We start from the raw sequence: 22,353 nt of genomic DNA, 5'->3' as shown, positions 1-22,353 counted from the left end.
TCGAGTCTAGCGAATGATACCGCGTTCAGACTGTTGAACGAGGTCAATCATTGGCTGAATGGCTGGAAATTGCTGCGCATCTTCAGTTAATTGGGCCACGGCTTCATCGGCTTTTAAACCTTTACGGAACAAGGTTTTGTACGCACGGCGAAGGGCCATAATCTCATCAGACTCAAAACCACGACGCTTGAGTCCTTCAGTATTAATTGCCACAGGGCGTGCCGGCGTGCCAATGGTGGTAACATACGGCGGTACATCTTGGTTCACCCCAGAGTACATACCGATAAAGGCATGATCGCCTACTTTACAAAACTGGTGTACACCCGAGTTGCCAGCCAAAATAACCCAATTGCCGATGTGTACATGCCCCGCCACACTGGCATTGTTGGCAAAAATAACGTTATCACCAATCACGGCATCGTGAGCAACATGGGTATAAGCCATAAATAAGTTGTTGCTACCAATTTTGGTAATACCCTGGTCCTGAATGGTACCACGGTGGATAGTAGCACATTCGCGGATCACATTGTTGTCACCAATAATCAGCTGCGTTGGTTCATCCTTGTACTTTTTATCTTGGCAGGCCTCGCCAACCGATGCGAATTGATAGATGTGGTTGTTTTGACCTAAAGTAGATGGCCCTTTAACTACCACATGCGACTCAATAATTGTCCCTGCACCGATTTCTACATCATTGCCGATGTAGCTGTATGGACCTACTTGCACATCGTCGGCAAGCTTTGCGCCCGGTTCGATAATTGCGGTCGGATGAATCACGATTAAAACTCTCTTCTAGCACACATCAATTCTGCGCTGCACACGACTTTATCGTCGACGCGTGCTTCGCCATAAAACTTCCATAAATTGCGACGCTCTTTTAAAAACTCAACATGCAAATGCATGGTATCGCCTGGCCCTACTGGGTGCTTAAAGCGTGCGTTATCAATAGCTGCAAACAAGTATAGCTCATTGTCACCGCGATTTTCCGTGGTTTTAAAGCCGAGTAAACCAGTTGCTTGGGCTAGGGCCTCGAGAATCATCACCCCGGGGAATATGGGCTGATCGGGAAAGTGGCCGGTAAAAATCGGTTCATTCACGGTCACATTCTTAATCGCATGCAAACGCTCACCGGGCGTGTAATCAATAACACGATCAACGAGCAGCATAGGGTAACGATGGGGTAGCAGGCTCAATATTTCTTGAATATCAAAGCTATTTAACTGATTAGCCAACTTATTTTCCTTAAAACTAATTTACTCTTGCGACTTCAGCTGCGCTTCAATGGACTTGATACGCTTGTGCATGTCACCAATATTTCGTAAGTGCGCGATGGTGCGGCGCCACTCTTTGTTTTTGCTGTGCGGAACACCAGATGAATAAATACCAGGCTCATTGATGCCACTGGTCACCATATTCATGCCGGTTAGTACCACTTTGTCGCAAATTTCCACGTGACCGGTAATGGCGCTTAGGCCACCAATTTGGCAATAACGGCCAATTTTAGTACTGCCTGCAACCACGGTACAACCAGCGATAGCGGTCCCTTCGCAAATCTCAACGTTATGTGCTATCTGACATTGGTTGTCGATAATCACATTATCGTGGATAAGGGTGTCGTCAATGGCACCTCGGTCGATGGTGGTGCTGGCACCAATCTCAACACGGTCGCCGATTATAACAGATCCAAGCTGCGGGATCTTAACCCATTGCCCTTGTTCGTTGGCATAACCAAAACCATCGGCACCGACCACGGTATTTGCTTGAATCAAGCACTGCGCGCCTATATTCACTTCGTGGTAAACAGTGACGTTATTCCATAACTTAGTACCTGCGCCAATACGCGCATTGGCACCGATAAAGCAATGACTACCTATTTGAGCATGTTCGCCAATGTAAGCACCGGCTTCAACAACCACGAAAGGGCCAATGTTGGCGCTTTCACTGACGGTTGCTTCACTGCTTATCACCGCACTGGGGTGCACGCCCTGTGCCGATGCCGGCGTAGTGTCTAGCAGCTGTGCTAACTTGGCATAGGCGACATAAGGATCGGCACAGATAACCTTGTTGCCATCATAATGCTCGGCATCATTAGCACTGAGAATCACCGCACCAGCTTGGGTGGTGCCCAGCGCACTACGGTACTTTTTATTGGCGAGGAAACTGATATGTTTAGGGCCTGCTTTTTCCAGTGTTTGAATACCGTCAATCTGCAGGCCCTGGTCACCAACTAGCTCAGCACCTAAGTGCTGAGCAATGTTCGCTAGTGTTGTGGTCATTATTACTTCTTACTAACAGCGTCGATAACGTCTTCAGATAGGTCGGTCACTTCACTTGGGTTGAAGTAGATAGTGCCATCTTTCACTTTAACTTCGTCAAAGTCGCCTTCTTTGGCTACTTCTTGAATCGCTGCAACGATAGTTTGCTGCAATTTGCCTAGCTCTTGGTTTTGGCGACGCTTGATCTCTTGCTCAAGCGGGCGACCTTTCTCCATTAGTTGCTTTTGCATACCTTGGATCTTCGCGCGCAGCTCTTGCTTCTGCTCATCGCTCATCACCGTGCCTTCACGCTGGAACTTCTCAGTTTCAAAGCGGATGTCGCCTTGTAGTTTTTCTAGCTCCTGACGACGCTCGGCAAATTCGCTTTGCAGGGTCTTCTCAATGGCTGCGGTTTGCGGCACTTGCGCATAGATTGTTTGCATATCAACAATGCCCACTTTGTGCGCCAAAGCGCTCATTGAAGTACCCATTGTTAGTGCAGCGAGTACCGCCATAGCCGTACTTTTAAATAATTTTTTCACAAAAAACTCCTTAAGAATTAGAAAGTATTACTGATGTTAAAGCTAATGGTCTTGGTATCATCATCTTCTTGTTCTTTCAACGGATACGCAAAACTAATTAACATCGGCCCCATAGGTGAAATCCACTGAATGGATAGACCTGTCGACACCCTAAAGCGTGACGGGTCTGAATAGTCATCTAAGCGAGCACGTTCATCAGGTTGTAAATTTTGATAACGATCTACGTTAAACTCAGTATCCCATACGTTAGCTGCATCAACAAAGAAGCTGGTACGTACGGAACTGGTATTTTCCTCGTCCAAGAATGGCGTTGGCACAATCATTTCCATACCAGCCACGGCCTTGGCGTTACCACCAATACGCCCAGCAAGGCGCAAGGTGTCGAACTCTTCTGCCCCACCGATACTGCCAGCTGGCGTGCCATCTGGCAAGGTGGTGCCAGGAATGTTCTGAGGTGCTCTTACCACTGCGCGCGGTAAGATGGTGTTTCTATCGAATCCACGAAGCTCTTGTTCCGTGATTCGGAAGAATTCTTGCACTGGTAATACTTGGTCAAAGCCGTTGGTAGAGCCATAACCATTACCATAGCCTAACGCCGCACGGGTTGAGAATACCCAGCGATGGTCGTTACTGATAGGCCAGTAAAAACGCGAGTTATAGTTCACTTTGTAGTAGTTAAGGTCAGAGTTCGGCGTGGTTGCCGTTAAGTTAAGCGACTGACGTGAACCCGCTGTTGGGAATAACCCTCGGTTCACGGTCACCCGTGACCAACCGGTTGAGAGCTCAAATTTAGTGAACTCAAAGCCCGCATCCGGATTTTCAGGATCTAAGAAAGTCTCACGCAACACTCGAGTTTGCTCGTATTCGGCTAAGTCTGAGAGCTCTTCTTCAATCCAACGAATACCGAAATTAACTCGGTTATTGGCATTAATTGGGAAGCCAATGTTAGTACCAAGGCCATAACTCTTTGACTTATAGTCAATCAAGCTGAACTCACTGGCATCGTAGTTACGATAGAAAATGCTTGAACCCTGAGATACCCCATCTGGTGTGAAATATGGGTCGGTGTAGGACAAGCTCACACTTTCAGAGCCGCGCGAGGTGTTGATATTAAACGACACCTGGTTACCTGACCCTAGGAAGTTTGACTCACTGACACCAATGTTAAATTGCAGGCCGTAATAAGAACCATAAGCGAGACCCGCAGTAAAGCTACCTGCTGACTGCTCTTTTACGGTGAAATCAACATCGACTTCATCATCAATACCGGGCACTGGGGTAACATCAAATTCAACACTTTCCATGTAAGGAAGACGCTGAATTTGCAGCTTTGAGCGCTCTAGGTTTTGGTTTGATAACCACGCACCTTCAAGTTGCGTCATTTCCCGGCGCAGTACTTCGTCAGCGGTGTTTTGGTTACCAGAAATATCGATACGGCGCACATAAACACGTTTGCCAGGGTCAACTGACAAGGTTAATTGCACCTCTTTATTTTCATCGTCGATTTCAGGGATGGTACGTACTTCAGCATTGGCATATCCAAAACGGGCTAAAAAGCTCTTAATGAATTCTTCTGAAGACGTCACCACCGAGCCATTATACAACTCACCTGTTTTGAGCGGAATAACGCTTTTAATTAACTCTTCACGGCCTAACAAATCACCGATGAAATCAAAGCCTTTGACCATGTACTGCTCACCCTCGGTGACGTTCGCAGTCACATAGACTGATTCACGCTCGGGGCTCACTGATACTTGGGTTGAGTCAATATTAAAGCGCAGGTAACCACGGTCGAGGTAATAACTGCGGATTTTCTCCAAGTCCCCTTCAATGGTTTGCTTTTGGTAGCGATCCGATGACATGAACATGTACCAAGGCAAATCTTGTTTAGACTCAGCGAGGTTAAGTAATTCTTCATCTGGGAATAACTCATTACCGACGATATTAATCTGGCGAATTGAAGCGGCATCACCTTCATCGAAGTTTAACTTTAAGCGCACCCGGTTACGCGGTAGGCGCGTGATTTCAAGGTCGATTTTGGCGTTGTACTTACCAATACTGTGGAAGAAGTCGATTAGCCCCTTCTCAACACTATCAAGCACGGTTCTGTCGAGTGGCTCGCCTTGGCGGATATTTTGTTGATTCAAGCTCTCACTGAGCTGCTCGTCTTTAATATCTTTGTTGCCATCGAATTCGATAGAGCTGATCGTGGGTCGCTCTGTCACTTTGAACACGATGCGTTCACCATCACGATACGCTTCGATATCATCGAAGTGACCAGACTTGTATAGCGACTTGATGGTTTTTGACACAGTGTAGGTGTCTACCTGATCGCCAACGTTAATTGGAATATGTGTCAGCGCTGCACCGAGTGCAACACGCTGCAACCCTTCTACTTTTAAATCTTCTACGATAAAGGATTCTTGGCCTAGGGCTGCAAAGCTTGCCCCTAATAAACTCGTAACTGCCAAATGTTTTTTTATAGCCATTTTATTATCTTTGTCCTTTACTACAGTGTCTTCACCCAGCTCACCCTCATTCCCGTTTTGCGCACGGCTGGCTGGGTGAGTAGGCCGTTGGCTGCATCATTGGCTGCCATCTTATCATTGCTGTTTGGCTTACACAGCTGTTTCTTTATACATCACGCTCAAAAAACACGCAGTTGACGCGTTAAGCGGATGGTGTACCTGTTTACAATCTTGCTATGTCGTTCAGTAATGCAAACGCGGTAAGCGCTAGCAACAACATGGCACCGATGCGAAAGCCAATTTCTTGTGTCTTTTCAGAGACTGGCTTTTTACGAATTAGTTCAATTACGTAATACATTAAATGCCCGCCGTCTAACACCGGCAAGGGGAGCAAATTAAACACCCCTAGGCTGACGCTGATTAACGCTAAAAAGCTCAAAAAGGCAACGAAGCCGTAGCTTACGCTAGTTCCAGCCCCGACTGCAATGCCCACCGGGCCACTGATATTTTTGATTGATACTTGCCCGGTGACTAAATTAGCAATCATCTCAAAGCTCAGGCTAATCATTTGCCATGTTTTTGCCACGCCCAGGCCAGCTGCATCAATCACGTTATAGCTGCGTGTTGAAGTGGCCTCTTCTGGCCAAGGCTCAACGACCGGCACCACTCCCAAGTAACCTCGAGAGAAGCCATCTTCAGTAGGCTTGTTAGCAGGGGTAATGATCACATCAAGGCCTTGGGCACCGCGCATAACATAAAAGTTCAATGCTTGCCCTGCTGAGCGCTCAATACGATTGACCAGGGCCTGCCAACTTTTGATAAGTTCCCCCTCAACACTGACCAACACATCGCCCTCTTTGAGCCCCGCACTGTGTGCGGGCGAGTCCGGAGCAACCATCGCAAGCGTCAGCGTTGCATCGGGTCGGTAAGGCTTGATACCTATCGACGTCAGTGGCGACTCATCGCGCTGCTGCAGCTTCCAGCCTTGTAAATTTAAGGTGCGCACTGCTTGAGAACCAGACTCAGCTTGCACTTTGACATTCACCTCGTCATCCCCTAGGTGCTGCATCAATGCCAATGTGACTTCTTGCCAATCTTGAGTTTGTTTGCCATCAATAGTCAGCAATTGTTCACCCGCCTGCAGACCCGCCGCTTCAGCACGGCTTTGCTCTGTCACATCACCGACGATGGGCTTGACTGACTGCACGCCGATGACATACATCAACGACAACGCAAAGATTGCAAATAGGAAGTTGGCCAGTGGGCCGGCACTGACAATAGCAATACGCCAATACACTGATTTGCTGTTGAAGGATAAATGCTTTTGTTCTTGCGGTACGTCATCTAATCGTTCATCGAGCATTTTCACGTAACCGCCCAGGGGGATCATTGCCAGCACATATTCGGTGCCATATTTATCATGCCAGCGTACCAGTGGCTTGCCAAAGCCAATAGAAAAGCGGAGCACTTTAACGCCCGCTTTGCGCGCCACCCAAAAGTGGCCATATTCATGAACGGTAACCAAAATGCCCAGAGCGAGAATAAACGAGCCTAGGTGCCACACAAATTCAAACATCAACCGCCCTCTTTGTAATTAATTGCTGCGCCGTTGTTCGTGCATCCGCATCACAAGCCAACACGCCCTCGAGACTGGCATCATACGTAAGCGTCAGCGCTGATAAAGTGTCAGCATTAATACTGTAGATATCAGGAAAACGGATCTGACCGCGTAAAAACGCCGCCACGGCCTCTTCATTGGCAGCATTAATGGTGGTGGTGGCATTTTGCCCCACACGACATGCATCCATCGCCAGTTTTAAGTTGGGGTAGCGGGTAAAGTCAGGAGCGTGAAAGCTAAAGTCTTTCATTTGGCTAAAGTTTAGCGGTGCTACGCCGGCATCAATGCGCTCGGGATAAGCCATGGCATGAGCGATAGGTGTACGCATATCGGGTTGTCCCATTTGCGCAAGCACTGAGCCATCGACATACTGCACCATGGAGTGAATCATACTTTGCGGGTGGATAACCACCTCAATATCGTCGACCTCTGCGTTGAAGAGCCATTTTGCCTCAATAAATTCAAGCCCTTTATTCATCATGGTGGCGGAATCTACAGAAATCTTTTGCCCCATAGACCAATTTGGGTGGGCAACGGCTTCGGCAACAGTAATATCGTCAAAGGTCGATAATGGCCGTTCACGAAAAGGGCCACCCGAGCCGGTTAATAAAATTTTACTCACCCCATGGTGGTGCAAGCATTGATCGCTGTGCCCTTGAATACCAGAGGGCATGCTTTGGAAAATAGCATTGTGCTCGCTATCAATCGGCAATAGCGTCGCCCCATGCGCTTTTACTTTGTCGATAAAAAGCTGCCCTGACATCACCAAGGACTCTTTATTCGCTAACAACACAATTTTGCCAGCTTCCACAGCATACAGTGTCGGTAATAGCCCAGCGGCTCCGACAATAGCGGACATCACCATATCGACCTCGTTGTCTTGGCAGGCCATAGCGAGGTCTGTTCGGTAATCGATCACCTTGGTGGGCAGTTGCAAGCGATTGAGCTCTGCTGCGAGCGCCTGATTAGCGGCATCGTCACTGAGGCAAGCAAACTTTGGAATAACGCGCTGGCAATCCGCAACCATCTGCGTCACATTGCTACCAGCGACAAGGGCGAAGACGCCATAACGATCGCTGTTACGGCTAACAACATCCAGTGTACTTTGCCCAATTGAGCCGGTGGAGCCTAATACAGTGACCCACTTTTTGCTCATAGTGTCATGGTCCATGCGTAGAACACCACAAAAATAGGCGCGGCTGCCGTTAGGCTGTCTATACGGTCAAGAATGCCGCCATGGCCAGGGAGACATTTACCGCTGTCTTTCATACCTGCTTCGCGTTTAAACATACTCTCAAGTAAGTCGCCAATGGCTGAAAACGCCGCCACAATCACCGCCATAGCGCCGTAGATAAGCCATAAGCTGGGGTCGATGCCATTGAAATAGCAAAATCCCACGACAAAAAGAGCAGCACTTGCGAGACCACCGACGAAGCCTTCAATTGTTTTGTTTGGGCTCACTTTAGGCATCAGCTTGTGTTTACCAAAGTTTTTACCGCAAAAATAGGCGCCGATGTCCGCGCTCCATACGATGCCGAGCACGGCAAGAATAAGAAATGAGCCAAATTGGCTGGAGTCGGTGTAATTGGCACTGCGCAATACGTTTAATGCCAGCCACAATGGAGCCAAAGTCAACAGCCCGGCCACACCGCGCATTACCAGACCTTGTGACCAAGCATCGCTGAATCTAGGATAACGAATGACCAAGATGGTGGCCACTAACCACCAGGCGAAGGATAAGGTGAACACATAATTGGCATCTGCCAGCAATTGGCCTTGCTGCCATAAACTATCGACTGGCCAATGCCACTGCATCAGTGCCACCAATACGCCGACCAAGGCAACATAGCCTAGGCGCTGTACACGCTTACAAATCCCCATTAGTGCAGACCATTCATAGGCGCCTAGTAAGACAATTGCGCCTGCACAATAACTAAACCAGTCTAACGGTGTTAAAAATACCAGCACCAAGGCCAGTGGCGCTAACACCAAAGACGTTAAAATTCGTTGTTTTAGCAAATGTTATACCTTCAACTTAGGGCTGAGCTGTACAGAGTAGTTGTTTTATTTGTTCACCAGTACATCCAAACCGGCGCTCTCGCGATACGTAGCAAGCGATCGCGTCAGCAAAAGCCGACTCGTTAAAGTCTGGCCACAACGTCGGCGTAAAATAAAGCTCAGCATAGGCCGCCTGCCAAAGTAAAAAATTGCTGATGCGTAAATCACCACCAGTGCGGATCAATAAATCCAGCTCACTTTGTTCATTAAGACTAATATGCTTTGCCAACGAATGCTCGTCAATGTCATCCGCTGATAATTCGCCTGCTTGTACTTGCTTCGCTAACTGTTGAGCGGCGTACCCTATATCCCATCGGCCCCCGTAATTGGCGGCGATATTTAAGCGTAACCCGGTGTTTTCAGCAGTTAGTGACTCAGCTGCAGCTATTTTTTCTTGTAACTTGTTAGAAAAGCGACTCATGTCGCCAATTATGGATAATTTAACGTTATTTTTATGGAGTTTTTTAACTTCGCGGCCCAGTACCATCATGAATAGCTCCATGAGCGTGCTGACCTCTTCCTCAGGACGACGCCAGTTCTCGCTGCTAAAGGCAAACAGAGTCAATGACTCAATACCTAGCTTAGAGCAAAATTTCACTGCATCTTTAACCGCATCAACACCCTTCTTATGTCCGTAAACACGAGGACGCCCTTGCGCCTGTGCCCAGCGGCCATTGCCATCCATGATAATCGCGACATGTTTAGGTAGCGATTGTTGTGCTATTTGCTGTGCGTCTAAAGCCATAAAACTCACATTATCCACAAAAAAACGCCGCCTAGTATACCCTAGACGGCGTTACAAGCCTAATGGCAATTTATGAGCAATATGCCCATAAATTGGGCGTTAGATTTCCATCAATTCTTCTTCTTTAGCGCTTAGTTGCGCGTCCATTTCTTTGATGTACTTATCTGTTAGCTTCTGAATTTCATCTTCGCTTTGGTGCGCTTCATCTTCAGAAATATCTTTGTCTTTTAGCAAGGCTTTAATTTCACTGTTCGCGTCACGACGGATATTACGCACAGCTACGCGGCCGCTCTCTACTTCACCACGCACGACCTTGATAAGGTCTTTACGACGCTCTTCCGTAAGCGGAGGAAGTGGTACCCGAATAACCGTGCCAGCTGCAGCTGGGTTAAGGCCCAAATCAGAGGTCATGATCGCCTTTTCTACTGCCTGCGCTAACGATTTGTCAAATACGCTGATAGCCAATGTACGTGAATCTTCAACTGTTACGTTAGCCACTTGGTTAAGCGGAGTATCGGCGCCGTAATAAGAGACAGTAATGCCGTCAAGTAATGCTGGGTGAGCACGACCGGTACGGATTTTAGATAGTTGGCTGCCTAGAGCAGCGACACTTTTTTGCATGCGCTCTTGCGCACTTTTTTTAATATCGTTTATCACGCTAGTATCCTACTTATTTTGTCTCGCTTGAGGCTTCTGAGGAAATTAAAGTTCCCTCTTCTTCACCCATGATCACGCGCTTAAGCGCGCCAGGTTTATTCATATTAAAGACGCTGATAGGCATTTTGTGGTCGCGGGCCAAAGTAAATGCCGCTAAGTCCATCACCTTCAACTCTTTTTCAATAATTTCATTATAGGCAAGATGGCGATAAAGCGTGGCATCTGGGTTTTTCACTGGGTCTTCACTGAATACCCCGTCCACTTTAGTGGCTTTAATCACGGTATCTGCTTCAATTTCAATGCCACGTAAACAGGCTGCTGAGTCTGTGGTAAAGAAAGGATTACCGGTGCCCGCCGAGAAGATAACGACGCGGCCAGACTTCAACAGGCTAATAGCTTCTGCCCAGTTATACGCGTCACATACACCGTTTAAAGGAATCGCCGACATGAGGCGAGCATTTACAAATGCACGGTGAAGTGCATCACGCATCGCTAAGCCATTCATCACTGTGGCCAGCATCCCCATGTGGTCACCAACAACACGGTTCATACCCGCCTCTGCTAACGAGCCACCGCGTAAAAAGTTACCACCACCGATCACCAAACCCACTTCTACGTCGAGTTCTACCAGCTCTTTAATTTCTTGAGCCATACGATCTAAGACTTTCGGGTCTATACCAAAGCCTTCATCTCCCATCAGTGCTTCACCACTGAGCTTGAGAAGAACACGTCTAAAAATAGGTTTGCGATTAATATTCATATTTTCCTGGCCAATAACGAATTGAGATAAAAAATAACCGCGCCTATGTGAGTACATAAGAGCGCGGTTATTCTAATTAATTTTGCTGTCTGACGCAAAAGCAAATCATCGCTTCAACCCCGTAAATAGAGGGATAAACCCGCTACCCGCGAAGCCTTGAACAAGTTGCTTATAATGCCAACACAACATGGTTAAATTCCAACCTAAGCGATTACTCGCCTTTTGCAGCAGCTACTTGAGCCGCAACTTCTGCAGCGAAGTCTTCTTCTTTCTTCTCGATACCTTCACCTACTTCTAGGCGCTTGAAGGTTGCAACAGAACCGCCACGCTCTTTAAGCATTTCACCAACAGTTTGCTTTGGTTCCATGATGAAAGCTTGACCAGTTAGTGAGATCTCACCGGTGAATTTCTTCATGCGGCCAGTAACCATTTTTTCAGCGATTTCAGCAGGCTTGCCTTCGTTCATCGCGATCTCAACTTGTACTGCTTTTTCTTTTTCAACTACGTCTGCTGGTACGTCTTCAGGGTTAACGTAGTCAGGCTTAGAAGCAGCAACGTGCATAGCAACGTGCTTAAGCGTTTCTGCGTCTGCATCACCGGCAACAACAACACCGATGCGCTCGCCGTGACGGTAAGAAGCCAGGTTTGCACCTTCGATGTACTCAACACGACGGATGTTCATGTTTTCACCGATTTTAGCAACTAGCGCTACGCGGTCTTCTTCAAACTTAGCTTGAAGCTCTTCAATGCTTAGTTTTTCAGCAATTGCAGCGTCCGCTACTGTGTTAGCGAAACCTAGGAAGCTGTCGTCTTTAGCAACGAAGTCTGTTTGACAGTTAACTTCAACAAGCGCAGCAACACCATCAGCTTCTTTGATGATGATAGTACCTTCGGCAGCGATGTTACCTGCTTTTTTAGCAGCTTTCGCTTGACCGTTTTTACGCATGTTTTCGATTGCTGCATCGATGTCACCGTTGGTTTCAGTCAATGCTTTTTTACAATCCATCATGCCAGCGCCAGTGCGCTCGCGTAATTCTTTTACTAGGGCAGCAGTTACAGCCATGGGAATTTCCTCAAATCAATGTGTTAGAGCAAGTGACCAAGGTCACTTTGAAATAAGAATATCAAGTCTTCATCGCACTAGGATGAAGACTTGATGACAAGCGAGTTGCAATTACTCAGCGGCAACGAAATCGTCTTTTTCAGCTTGCACTGCGATGTTGCTTTCACGGCCTTCAACAACTGCATCAGCAACTGCGTTAGTGTAAAGCTGGATCGCACGGATTGCATCGTCGTTACCAGGAACAACGTAGTCAACACCGTCTGGGTTAGAGTTAGTATCAACGATAGATACTACTGGGATGCCCAGGTTGTTTGCTTCTTTAATCGCGATGTGTTCGTGGTCTGCATCAATAATGAAAAGCGCGTCAGGAAGACCGCCCATATTTTTGATACCGCCAAGGCCTTTTTCAAGCTTAGCCATTTCACGAGTAAGCATTAACGCTTCTTTCTTAGTTAGCTTCTCAAACGTGCCGTCTTGGCTTTGAGTCTCAAGATCTTTAAGACGCTTGATTGACTGGCGAACAGTTTTCCAGTTAGTCAACATACCACCTAACCAACGGTGATTTACGTAGAACTGGTCACATTTAACTGCCGCTTCTTTTACTGCTTCGCTTGCAGCGCGCTTAGTACCAACGAAAAGGATTTTGCCTTTGTTAGACGCTACGTTTGACAGGTAAGTCAACGCGTCGTTAAACATAGGTACAGTTTGCTCAAGGTTGATGATATGAACTTTGTTGCGAGCACCGAAGATGAACGGCTTCATCTTTGGATTCCAGTAACGAGCTTGGTGACCGAAGTGTACACCCGCCTTAAGCATATCGCGCATTGAAACGTTTGCCATGGTATTTTTTCCTCTAATGTTTAGGGTTAGGCCTCCACATATCCCATAGCACCAACACCTTAGAAGTTATTCCGCGATGCACCCAAGTGTATGTGTCGATATGTGTGTGTGTTAATATTAAATGGTTATGTGTCTTCGTTACAGATAAAGCACTTCACTGTTATAGGTGAACACCAACAACAAGCAAGTGATTTTAATTTGTAAAAAGACGGCGCGCTTTATACCATATTGGCCGTGAAGACTCAATCTTTTGTGCACTATTTGTGCGCACTTAACTTATTTAAAGAACACAATTGGAGCATCAATGACTGCAGTGATCAAAACCCCGGAAGAAATCGAAAAAATGCGCGTAGCCGGCCGTTTGGCCGCAGACGTATTGGAAATGATAGGCCCACATGTCAAGCCTGGGGTGACCACTGATGAGCTCAACACCCTATGCCATAACTACATTGTTGACGAGCAAGGGGCTATTCCGGCACCGTTAAATTATCATGGTTTCCCAAAATCAATTTGTACTTCGGTTAACCATGTTATTTGTCATGGCATCCCCAATGACAAACCATTAAAAGAAGGCGATATCATTAATATCGATGTCACCGTGATTAAAGATGGTTACCACGGCGATACCTCAAAAATGTTTCATGTAGGCCAGCCAACTATTCAAGGTAAGCGCCTGTGTGAGATTACCCAACAGAGCTTGTATCTGGCCATAAAAATGGTTAAGCCTGGCGTGCGTTTGGGCGATATCGGTGCCGCCATTCAAAAATACGCAGAAGGCTTTAGCTACTCGATTGTGCGCGAATACTGTGGCCACGGTATAGGTAAAGAGTTTCACGAAGAGCCGCAAGTCATGCACTATGGTCGCCCAGGCACTGGAGAGACACTCAAAGCCGGTATGTGTTTAACCATTGAGCCCATGGTCAATGCTGGCAAGCGCCAATGTAAGCTGCTCAAAGACGAGTGGACGGTGATCACTAAAGACCGTAGCCTATCAGCACAATGGGAGCACACTTTGTTGGTGACCGACAATGGCGTAGAAGTACTAACCCTACGCAGCGATGAAGAGCTTCCTCGCGTGATTGAACACAGCTAATTAAAAAGGGGCAAACCTGTGGCCTTACCGAATAAATTAAAAGACCTGCTTGAGCAGGCTGACGAGTTGGAAGAATATAAGGCCTGTAGCCAATACTTTTATAAGTGGCTGGGCAACCAATTTGATAAACAACCGGTAGGGTCACTCATCCGTGCGCGCGCGGAGTATATCGACCGCTTATTGATCAAGCTGTTTCACTGCTGCAACCTTGCCCATGAGCCTGAGCTGGCTTTGGTTGCCGTAGGCGGCTACGGCCGAGGAGAACTACACCCCTACTCCGATATCGACTTTCTGTTGCTGGTTAGCGAAGAGCCCAACGCCGAGTTGCGTGAAAAAATAGGCCAGTTTGTGACCCTGCTGTGGGATCTGAATTTGGAAATTGGCCACAGTGTACGCACCATAGAGCAGGTGATTGAACAAAAGCGTGAAGATGTCAGCTTTTCCACAAGCTTACTGGAAAGCCGCCTTATTTTTGGTAACCACATCGAGTTTGAAAAGCTCAAACAGCATATTTTACAAACCCCGGTGTGGCGCTCTGACGAGTTTTTTATTGCAAAGCGCCAAGAGCAAGACCTACGACACCGAAAGTGCCATGGCACCGCCTATAATCTCGAGCCGAACATCAAAGAGAATCCGGGCGGTCTGCGTGATTTACAAACCATCATTTGGGTGGCGAAAAAGCACTTTCATGCCGAAACCTTAGAAGAACTCATTAACCATGGTTACCTCACCCATGAGGAGTACCAAGAGCTGCTCGAGTGCTTAGAAAACTTGTGGAATATTCGTTTTGCTCTGCATTTGGCCGCCGAGCGCAGCGAGAACCGTCTGTTGTTCGACTACCAGCCCCATGCCGCAGAAATTCTCGGCTTTGGTAGCGATGGTAAGGCCTCGGTCGAGCGTATGATGAAGCGCTTATTTCGGATTATGAGTCGGGTTCGTGAACTCAACCAAATGCTGCTGTCTTATTTTGAGCAATCCATTTTACCGGATCATCGGGATTTACCGGTGGTTGAATTGGACCGCAGTTTTGAGCGCATTGGTCATCAAATTCGCGTTAAAAACCCTTCCGTGTTTTTCCGCCGCGATCAACTATTGGTGCTGTTCGAACACATCGCCAGTAACCCGCAAATCACTCATATTTATCCCAGCACCATTCGCACTATGCGCCAAGTCCGTCGGCGCCTACTTGGTGACTTGCAAGATTATGCCGCCTGTCGCGATGCATTTTTACGCTTGATAAAACACCCCAACGGCATGGGCCGCGCGTTCACCTTAATGCACAAACACGGCATCATTGCTGCGTATCTACCCCAGTGGCGTAATATTTTCGGACAAATGCAGTTCGACTTATTTCACGCTTACACCGTCGATGAGCATACTCATAAGCTGATTAACAACATCTATCAGTACAGTGATAAATCCAAGGTCAGCGACTTCCCCTTGTGCAGTGAGATTGTCACCCGCATGGATAAGCCAGAACTGTTATATCTAGCGGCTATTTTTCACGATATTGCCAAAGGTCGCGGCGGCGATCACTCCGAACTCGGAGCAGTCGATGCGCTTGCATTCGCCAAGCTGCACCGCCTACCTACATCCGATGGCAAATTGATTGCTTGGTTAGTGGAAAATCATTTATTAATGTCGGTCACGGCGCAGCGCAAAGATATTAACGACCCGGATGTGATCAACGAGTTCGCTTCTAAGGTGAAAAATGAGCGCCAGCTGGACTACCTCTATTGCCTAACCGTGGCTGATATTCGTGCCACCAACGATAACCTGTGGAATGATTGGAAGAACACCCTGCTGCGCGAGCTGTATTTGCATACTCAGCGGGCATTGCGCTTAGGGCTAGAAAACCCCATGGATATGCGCGACCAAATTCGCGATAAAAAGCAGCAAGCTAAGCAGCGGTTAATCAATCTGGGGTATGATGAGAGTCACATCGACTTGCTTTGGAGCCGCTTTAAAGCCAACTATTTCACCGCCTTTAGTGAACAGCAAATCTCTTGGCACTGTGAACACTTACTCAATGCACAGGACTTATCCGCACCAAGTGTCACCGTTTCCGATTGTGCTATGCATGGCGGCACTCAGGTTTTTGCCTATAGCCCTTATACCGGTGGCTTATTTGCACGTTTAGTTAGCGTCATAGGCTCAAAAAAAGCACAAATTCAGCATGCTCAAGTAATGACCACCAAAGATGGCTATGTCATTTTCAGTTTTGTTGTTCTTGAGGTGAATGGCGAGCCATTAAGTAAAAGTCGCGGCAACGGCATGCGCCGTGCCCTTGAGCAAATAATGCAGGATCCGAAGAAGAAGATCCGGATCAAGAAAAATCGCTCGCAACGTTTTAAAGACTTTAATATTAAACCAAAAATTGTATTGCGGCCGCACGCACGTAAAGACCGCAGTTTAATTGAAATTCAAGCGGTGGATATTCCTGGCCTGTTAACAAAAATAGCGCAGGTTTTTCAGCGCCATCGCTTACATATACACGCTGCCCGCATTACCACTGTGGGTGAGCGCGCAGAAGACTTTTTTGTCGTCTCAAATAATGATTACCAAGCTCTGACGGATGAAGAACAAGTTAAAATCCATCAGGCACTTCGGAAAAAACTAAATGCCGATAATGAAGCGACCACCGCTTAATTGGCTAACAAATGAGGACACCATGGCAGATTTAAAAACCCTTATTGAAAACGCGTGGGAAAACCGTGACGCGATTAGCCCAAGTACGGTTGATGCTGATGTAAAAAACGCGATAGATACGGTATTGGAGCGTTTGGATAAAGGTGATGCTCGGGTGGCTGAAAAGCTCTCGGGTGAGTGGGTGGTGCACCAATGGCTTAAAAAAGCGGTGCTGTTGTCTTTTCGGATCCGTGACAACCAGCCTATTAGCGATGGCGTTAATCAGTTCTACGATAAAGTGCCGCTTAAATTTAGCGATTACAGCAGCGAGCAATTTCAACGTGAAGGCATGCGTGTAGTACCCAACGCAGTTGCACGCAAAGGCAGTTATATTGGTAAGAACGTCGTTCTGATGCCTTCTTACACTAATATTGGCGCTTATGTCGATGACGGTACCATGGTCGATACATGGGCCACAGTGGGCTCATGCGCACAAATTGGTAAAAACGTGCACCTTTCGGGGGGCGTCGGTATCGGCGGCGTGCTGGAACCCCTGCAGGCTAACCCTACTATCATTGAAGATGACTGCTTTATCGGTGCGCGCTCTGAAATTGTTGAGGGCGTTATTGTCGAGCAAGGCGCGGTCATTTCTATGGGTGTGTACATCTCGCAAAGCACGCGTATCTTTGACCGTGAAACCGGGCAAATTCATTACGGTCGCGTTCCAGCCGGAGCCGTTGTAGTGCCTGGGTCCATTCCTAGCAAAGATGGCAGCCATAGCCTGTATGCCGCCGTTATTGTCAAGAAGGTGGACCAACAGACACGCGAGAAAGTTGGCGTCAACGCCCTACTTCGTGGTGTAGAGTAACTGTAAAGCAGCCTTCAGATCACTTTGAGGGCTGTCTTAAAACTATTTTATTCCTGCTAACTATTTTATTTGAAATAATTGCTTCATTACGTTACCTATAGGGTAAACGATGAGGCAATACCATGAATAAACGTCACTTCCTAAAAAGCTGTACTGTGCTCGGAGCCGGCGCGCTACTCGCTCCTGCGGCTCAGGCGATTGGTGTGCCACAACAAAGCACCTTAGCGACACTGAAACCCAAAGCCTTGCCTACTGATGCAACCATAGGTATAGCTAGCCCCTCAGCAGCCACAGCTGAACATAAAGACATCATATTAGCGCAGCAATTAATCAAAGTACTGGGTTATCGCGTAAAGCTCAGCCCCCATATCATGGCGCGGCGTGGGCATTTAGCGGGTCTGGATCAACAGCGCGCCGACGACCTTAACGGCTTTTTTGCCGACCCCAATGTTGATGCCATCGTCTGCTTGCGTGGCGGCTCTGGCGCTGCACGTATTTTGCCACTGCTCGACTACCAAATTATCAAGGCTAACCCTAAGCCGTTACTCGGCTACTCTGATATCACCGCACTGCACAACGCCTTGCTTGCCAAAACTGGATTGATCAGCTTCCATGGTCCCAACGCCACAAGCCAGTGGAATCCCTTTAATGTACACCAATTTAAACAGGTATTTGTTCACCGCGAGTGAGTGCTATACCAAAATTTAGACAAAGCGGATGATGAGCTTGTTAATCGTCACTACCTCACCCAAACCATTACCTCAGGACAATCGCAAGGACACCTTATCGGCGGTAATTTATCGGTACTGTCGGCGCTTGCCGGCAGTGACTATTTACCCAATTTTGAGGGCGCGATTTTATTTTTAGAGGATATTGATGAAGCGCCTTATCGCATTGACCGGATGATGAGTACACTCAAGCTCATGGGCGCATTGGATAAGATTAACGGCTTCGTGTTTGGTGATTGCAACCAATGTCAACCTGGCAGTGGGTATGGGTCGTTAACACTGGAACAAATCTTGGCTGATTACATTGCCCCGCTGAACATTCCAGCCTATCACGGAGCCATGATCGGCCATATTGATCGCCAATTTATTTTACCTGTCGGTGCCCAAGTTATGCTTGACGCGGACCAAGGCAGTCTCCGTGTTTTAGAAGAGGTGTTTAGTTAAACTAAAAAGCCCCGAATAACACGGGGCTTCAATTTCTTTGTATGTACTGCGATTAGGCGGCCAAAGACGTGGCCCAACCTAGAATGGCATTTAAGCAACCAATGCCAGCAAATACAGCGATAAACGCGACGAAATATTTAAAGTTGAAAGGGTCTTTAAAATCACCTTTTTGCGCCATCTTCATTACCTCTTTAAGCACGATAAAACGGCGCATATAATAATCGAATCGAGGTTAACAATCCAGCGTTTGCAGTACTTGACGCTGCGCCAGTTGCTCTGCAATTTGTAGGGCTCCCTGATAAAGCTGCTGATAATTAAATTGCGGCGCCTGGCGCTGTAACGCTTCACATACTTGCGCTAAGGTCATGCCTGGTTGCTGTGAAAGCGTATCAAGCAATAACGCGGTCATCATGTTTAACGCGAGAAACTGCACTTCATCTTGTTGGTCGCGATAAACACAAATATAGCTGGGCTGTTCATCCGCTTGCTGCGGCTGATTATCCACCGAGATGGTTTGTACAGGGAAGTGATAACACACTACTTGCGCGGTTTCACTCATATACAAAGGTTGCTTTTGCACATTAAAAAGCGGCTTTAACTGGCCACTGTCTTGTGCACTAGACACTGCCAACTCCACCCACTCGTAATGGGCTAACTCTTGTAAAAAAGGCGGATCGCTGTGTTGTACCTCATACTGCTGTGCCAAAAACAGTACAAATTCTTTAGAAATATCCAAAAAATAGGGAGATGTGGCGTGATGGCTAGCAAAAAATCGACGTACTAACTGCTGCCACCGCTGATCATCGTACAAGCTTCGCAGCACAGGAAAGCCACTTTCTAAAAAGCCGTTGACGTTATTGAAAAACAACTCACGATAAATTTTCATTCGCCGGTCTTCAACATCTGCGGGGCGCGGATTAGCTTCGGGGTCGCGAATATGGGCGCTAAATTGCTTCTGTAGTTGTTGAAACTGCATGATCAGGCTCTTTGCTGTTGGGCTAAAAAAGGCTGTTGGATATCAGCAATGGTATCGATTTCTTTAAGTAGTTGGCTAAGCGGTGGAATATTAAAATCCCGCTCTAATAACGTTGGCTGTACACCGTGCAACTCATAAGCTCGCCTGAGCAGCTGCCAGACGGGGTCGATCACATCAGCGCCATGGGTGTCGACAATTAAATCTTCAGCCTCGTTGTAGTGCCCAGCCACATGCATGTAGGCGATCCGCTCGCTAGGGAGACCGGCTAAAAACTGCTCAGCATCATAGCCATGGTTTACCGAGTTTACATAAATATTATTAACATCAAGCAGCAACTGGCAATCGGCTTCTGCCAATATACGTTGAGTAAATTCAAGTTCTGTAAGCTGCTGCCCTGGCGCGCCATAGTAAGACACATTTTCAATGACTAAAGGACGCTCTAACACATCTTGCACCTGGCGGATCCGCGCAGCGACATAGCTTATCGACTCCTCTGTGAAAGGAATGGGCATCAAATCATACATATGACCATCGGCGGAACAATAACTGAGGTGCTCGCTGTAAAGGCGGATATCGTGCACATCAAAAAACTGCTTCAGATCTTTTAAAAACGCGACATCCAAAGGATCGGGCGAGCCCAATGATAAAGATAAACCATGACAAATGAACGGATGACGCTCTGTGAGCGCTCGAAACTGCTTGCCAAGCTTACCACCTAGACGCAACCAGTTCTCAGGGGCGACCTCCATAAAGCCAATTTGCTTAGGAATATGATTAAGCATATCGCTCAGCATTTCACGACGTAGACCCAAGCCCACATTAGCTAATGACGCTGACTGCTGCAACATATTGCACTCCTTAAAGTGTACAAGCCGCTCAACGGCGGCTTGTTAGGTACTACGGGTAATTAACGATAGTTCATGGCTAATTAGCTGTGACCACCGCATTTGCCTTCACCACACTTACCTTCTTTACCTTTGGCTTCACCGCCGCATTTACCTTCTCCGCACTTGCCCTCTTTGCCTTTGGCTTCGCCGCCGCATTTACCTTCGCCACACTTGCCTTCTTTGCCTTTGGCTTCGCCGCCGCATTTACCTTCACCGCACTTGCCCTCTTTTCCTTTGGCATGACCGTGGCCGCCACATTTGCCTTCGCCGCACTTGCCTTCTTTACCTTTGGCTTCACCGCCGCATTTACCTTCGCCGCACTTGCCTTCTTTGCCTTTGGCTTCGCCGCCGCATTTACCTTCGCCGCACTTGCCTTCTTTGCCTTTGGCTTCGCCGCCGCATTTACCTTCACCACATTTACCCTCTGCTGCATCAAGCTGGTATCCTGCAACCATCTCTTGCATTTCAAATGGGTTGGCCTGCGCATCAGTTGCAGTCACAGCCGCACCCGATGCAACAACAGCACCTAAGGTTAAGGCGATGGAGTTCTTTTTTAAATTATTCATGCTTTAGCTCTCTCTCGGTTGGTAGCATTCAACAGATCAGACCCGAATGCATCCTGGATCCTTTCAAATTATTTTAAATTTTTATGTGGTATATCGATTACCAGAATAACTATGGCGCGATATAGGTATTTTATCAATAGCGACGAACGGGTTAGAATACGCGCCCAGCTAGCAGTGAAGGTCATATATGAAACTTATTTTAGCCCCCATGGAAGGCGTTGTTGATTTTAAAATGCGCCAACTACTTACCGATATTGGCGGCTTTGATCTCTGTGTGACCGAGTTTGTGCGGGTAGTCAATCAGCGATTACCACGCCGAGTTTTCCTGCGCTATTGCCCTGAGCTACTCAACGGCGGTTATACGCGTGCAGGAACGCCCGTGAGGATTCAACTACTTGGACAGCATCCACAGTGCCTGGCAGAAAATGCGATTAAGGCTATAGAGCTCGGTTCTCATGGCATTGACCTTAACTTTGGCTGCCCAGCAAAAACGGTCAATAAAAGTAAAGGCGGCGCCGTACTACTCAAAGAGCCCGAACAGCTTTATCAAATCGTTAAAACAGTACGTGAAGCAGTAGCACAAGAACACAAGGTAACCGCTAAGGTACGCTTGGGCTTTGACGATACCTCACGTAGTAGTGAAATTTTTGATGCTGTTGTGCAAGCAGGCGCAGACAGTATTGCTATCCACGCCCGCACTAAACGCGACGGCTATCGCCCTCCCGCTTATTGGCACTTGCTGGCACCGCTGGTGCAGCGTAAAGCTGATATTGAAATTGTTGCAAACGGAGAGATTTGGAGCCTCGACGATGCTCATAGTGCGAGAAATCAAAGCTTATGCCAACATCTGATGCTCGGTCGCGGCGCGCTTGCAATGCCAGACTTAGCGGCTTGGATCAAAGCCGCAGACCAAAACAAAAAACATGAGAAAATGACTTGGCACGATGTGCTTTACCATATTATTCACTCATCTATGCACGATGACGACACCAAAGCGAAGCGTTATTTTGCCAACAGGACTAAACAGTGGTTAGGGTATCTACGACGAACTTACCATCAAGCAGATCAACTATTTGATGATATTCGCCGGCTACATGATAAGGACGAAGTACTCGCGCAATTACAGCACCACGCTCAACGATGATAAAAAATGTCTG

General features: G+C 47.4%; 23 protein-coding genes. 6 read left to right on the top strand and 17 right to left on the bottom strand.

What is annotated here, in order from left to right:
* Positions 1-6: 6 nt before the first annotated feature.
* The 13 genes from lpxA to rpsB form a co-directional block, all read right to left on the bottom strand.
* Positions 7-777: an acyl-ACP--UDP-N-acetylglucosamine O-acyltransferase gene (gene lpxA / locus EXT46_RS18440; protein WP_022946766.1), complete on the bottom strand. Its 771-nt coding sequence runs from the start codon at positions 775-777 to the stop codon at positions 7-9.
* A 2-nt stretch (positions 778-779) separates the two neighbouring features.
* Positions 780-1,232 (bottom strand): 3-hydroxyacyl-ACP dehydratase FabZ, encoded by a 453-nt coding sequence (gene fabZ / locus EXT46_RS18435; RefSeq protein ID WP_022946765.1) that lies wholly within the window; start codon positions 1,230-1,232, stop codon positions 780-782.
* Between the two features lie 21 nt (positions 1,233-1,253).
* On the bottom strand, positions 1,254-2,279 hold the full coding sequence (gene lpxD, locus EXT46_RS18430) for a UDP-3-O-(3-hydroxymyristoyl)glucosamine N-acyltransferase (protein ID WP_205988257.1): 1,026 nt from the start codon (positions 2,277-2,279) through the stop codon (positions 1,254-1,256).
* Entirely contained in the window at positions 2,279-2,797 is a 519-nt protein-coding gene (locus tag EXT46_RS18425; RefSeq protein WP_022946763.1) for an OmpH family outer membrane protein, read from the bottom strand. Before EXT46_RS18425 ends, lpxD begins: the two co-directional genes overlap by 1 nt.
* Positions 2,798-2,814: 17 nt before the next feature.
* Complete coding sequence (bamA, locus tag EXT46_RS18420; protein ID WP_022946762.1) at positions 2,815-5,286, bottom strand: outer membrane protein assembly factor BamA; 2,472 nt, start codon at positions 5,284-5,286, stop codon at positions 2,815-2,817.
* 202 nt (positions 5,287-5,488) lie between these two features.
* Complete coding sequence (gene rseP, locus EXT46_RS18415) at positions 5,489-6,841, bottom strand: sigma E protease regulator RseP (RefSeq protein ID WP_130149047.1); 1,353 nt, start codon at positions 6,839-6,841, stop codon at positions 5,489-5,491.
* Entirely contained in the window at positions 6,834-8,039 is a 1,206-nt protein-coding gene (gene ispC / locus EXT46_RS18410) for a 1-deoxy-D-xylulose-5-phosphate reductoisomerase (protein ID WP_130149046.1), read from the bottom strand. The genes rseP and ispC overlap by 8 nt, the downstream gene beginning before the upstream one ends.
* A complete protein-coding gene (locus EXT46_RS18405; protein WP_022946758.1) occupies positions 8,036-8,902 on the bottom strand; it encodes a phosphatidate cytidylyltransferase in 867 nt (288 codons plus the stop codon). Before EXT46_RS18405 ends, ispC begins: the two co-directional genes overlap by 4 nt.
* A gap of 16 nt (positions 8,903-8,918) precedes the next feature.
* Positions 8,919-9,704, bottom strand: coding sequence for a polyprenyl diphosphate synthase (gene uppS, locus EXT46_RS18400; RefSeq protein ID WP_022946757.1), 786 nt, complete (start codon positions 9,702-9,704; stop codon positions 8,919-8,921).
* Between the two features lie 81 nt (positions 9,705-9,785).
* The gene (gene frr / locus EXT46_RS18395; protein ID WP_022946756.1) at positions 9,786-10,343 is read right to left on the bottom strand and encodes a ribosome recycling factor; all 558 of its coding nucleotides are present in this window, start codon (positions 10,341-10,343) and stop codon (positions 9,786-9,788) included.
* 13 nt (positions 10,344-10,356) lie between these two features.
* Entirely contained in the window at positions 10,357-11,103 is a 747-nt protein-coding gene (gene pyrH, locus EXT46_RS18390) for a UMP kinase (protein ID WP_130149045.1), read from the bottom strand.
* A 211-nt stretch (positions 11,104-11,314) separates the two neighbouring features.
* Positions 11,315-12,166: a translation elongation factor Ts gene (gene tsf, locus EXT46_RS18385; protein WP_022946754.1), complete on the bottom strand. Its 852-nt coding sequence runs from the start codon at positions 12,164-12,166 to the stop codon at positions 11,315-11,317.
* Positions 12,167-12,277: 111 nt separating this feature from the next.
* On the bottom strand, positions 12,278-13,006 hold the full coding sequence (gene rpsB / locus EXT46_RS18380; RefSeq protein ID WP_022946753.1) for a 30S ribosomal protein S2: 729 nt from the start codon (positions 13,004-13,006) through the stop codon (positions 12,278-12,280).
* 304 nt (positions 13,007-13,310) lie between these two features.
* On the opposite strand from rpsB, the gene map reads away from it, so the two are divergent.
* From map to EXT46_RS19070, 5 genes are all read left to right on the top strand, one after another.
* Complete coding sequence (map, locus tag EXT46_RS18375; RefSeq protein ID WP_022946752.1) at positions 13,311-14,099, top strand: type I methionyl aminopeptidase; 789 nt, start codon at positions 13,311-13,313, stop codon at positions 14,097-14,099.
* Between the two features lie 18 nt (positions 14,100-14,117).
* Positions 14,118-16,748, top strand: coding sequence for a [protein-PII] uridylyltransferase (gene glnD, locus EXT46_RS18370; RefSeq protein ID WP_022946751.1), 2,631 nt, complete (start codon positions 14,118-14,120; stop codon positions 16,746-16,748).
* A gap of 22 nt (positions 16,749-16,770) precedes the next feature.
* The gene (gene dapD / locus EXT46_RS18365; RefSeq protein WP_026111377.1) at positions 16,771-17,595 is read left to right on the top strand and encodes a 2,3,4,5-tetrahydropyridine-2,6-dicarboxylate N-succinyltransferase; all 825 of its coding nucleotides are present in this window, start codon (positions 16,771-16,773) and stop codon (positions 17,593-17,595) included.
* A 122-nt stretch (positions 17,596-17,717) separates the two neighbouring features.
* Complete coding sequence (locus EXT46_RS19075) at positions 17,718-18,284, top strand: LD-carboxypeptidase (RefSeq protein WP_240701171.1); 567 nt, start codon at positions 17,718-17,720, stop codon at positions 18,282-18,284.
* Positions 18,285-18,767: an LD-carboxypeptidase gene (locus tag EXT46_RS19070; protein WP_240701170.1), complete on the top strand. Its 483-nt coding sequence runs from the start codon at positions 18,285-18,287 to the stop codon at positions 18,765-18,767. It abuts the gene before it with no gap.
* Between the two features lie 52 nt (positions 18,768-18,819).
* Here EXT46_RS19070 and EXT46_RS18925 read toward each other — a convergent pair whose 3' ends face one another.
* The 4 genes from EXT46_RS18925 to EXT46_RS18345 all read right to left on the bottom strand — a co-directional run bounded on the left by EXT46_RS18925 (position 18,820) and on the right by EXT46_RS18345 (position 21,196).
* A complete protein-coding gene (locus tag EXT46_RS18925) occupies positions 18,820-18,981 on the bottom strand; it encodes a hypothetical protein (protein WP_022946748.1) in 162 nt (53 codons plus the stop codon).
* An 18-nt stretch (positions 18,982-18,999) separates the two neighbouring features.
* Positions 19,000-19,743: a putative DNA-binding domain-containing protein gene (locus EXT46_RS18355; protein WP_130149044.1), complete on the bottom strand. Its 744-nt coding sequence runs from the start codon at positions 19,741-19,743 to the stop codon at positions 19,000-19,002.
* 2 nt (positions 19,744-19,745) lie between these two features.
* A complete protein-coding gene (locus tag EXT46_RS18350; RefSeq protein WP_053910963.1) occupies positions 19,746-20,591 on the bottom strand; it encodes a DUF692 domain-containing protein in 846 nt (281 codons plus the stop codon).
* Between the two features lie 80 nt (positions 20,592-20,671).
* Positions 20,672-21,196, bottom strand: a complete 525-nt coding sequence (locus EXT46_RS18345) for a hypothetical protein (protein ID WP_130149043.1) — start codon at positions 21,194-21,196, stop codon at positions 20,672-20,674.
* 187 nt (positions 21,197-21,383) lie between these two features.
* Between EXT46_RS18345 and EXT46_RS18340 the strand changes: the two genes are divergently transcribed.
* On the top strand, positions 21,384-22,340 hold the full coding sequence (locus EXT46_RS18340) for a tRNA-dihydrouridine synthase (protein WP_130149042.1): 957 nt from the start codon (positions 21,384-21,386) through the stop codon (positions 22,338-22,340).
* Positions 22,341-22,353 lie beyond the last annotated feature (13 nt).

Origin of the sequence: Pseudoalteromonas sp. CO325X (genome assembly GCF_004208955.1) — a bacterium.
In the GTDB taxonomy this organism is placed as follows: Bacteria; Pseudomonadota; Gammaproteobacteria; order Enterobacterales; family Alteromonadaceae; genus Pseudoalteromonas; species Pseudoalteromonas ruthenica.
Note: the sequence above shows the minus strand (reverse complement) of the source record. Positions and strands in the feature narration are given on the sequence as shown.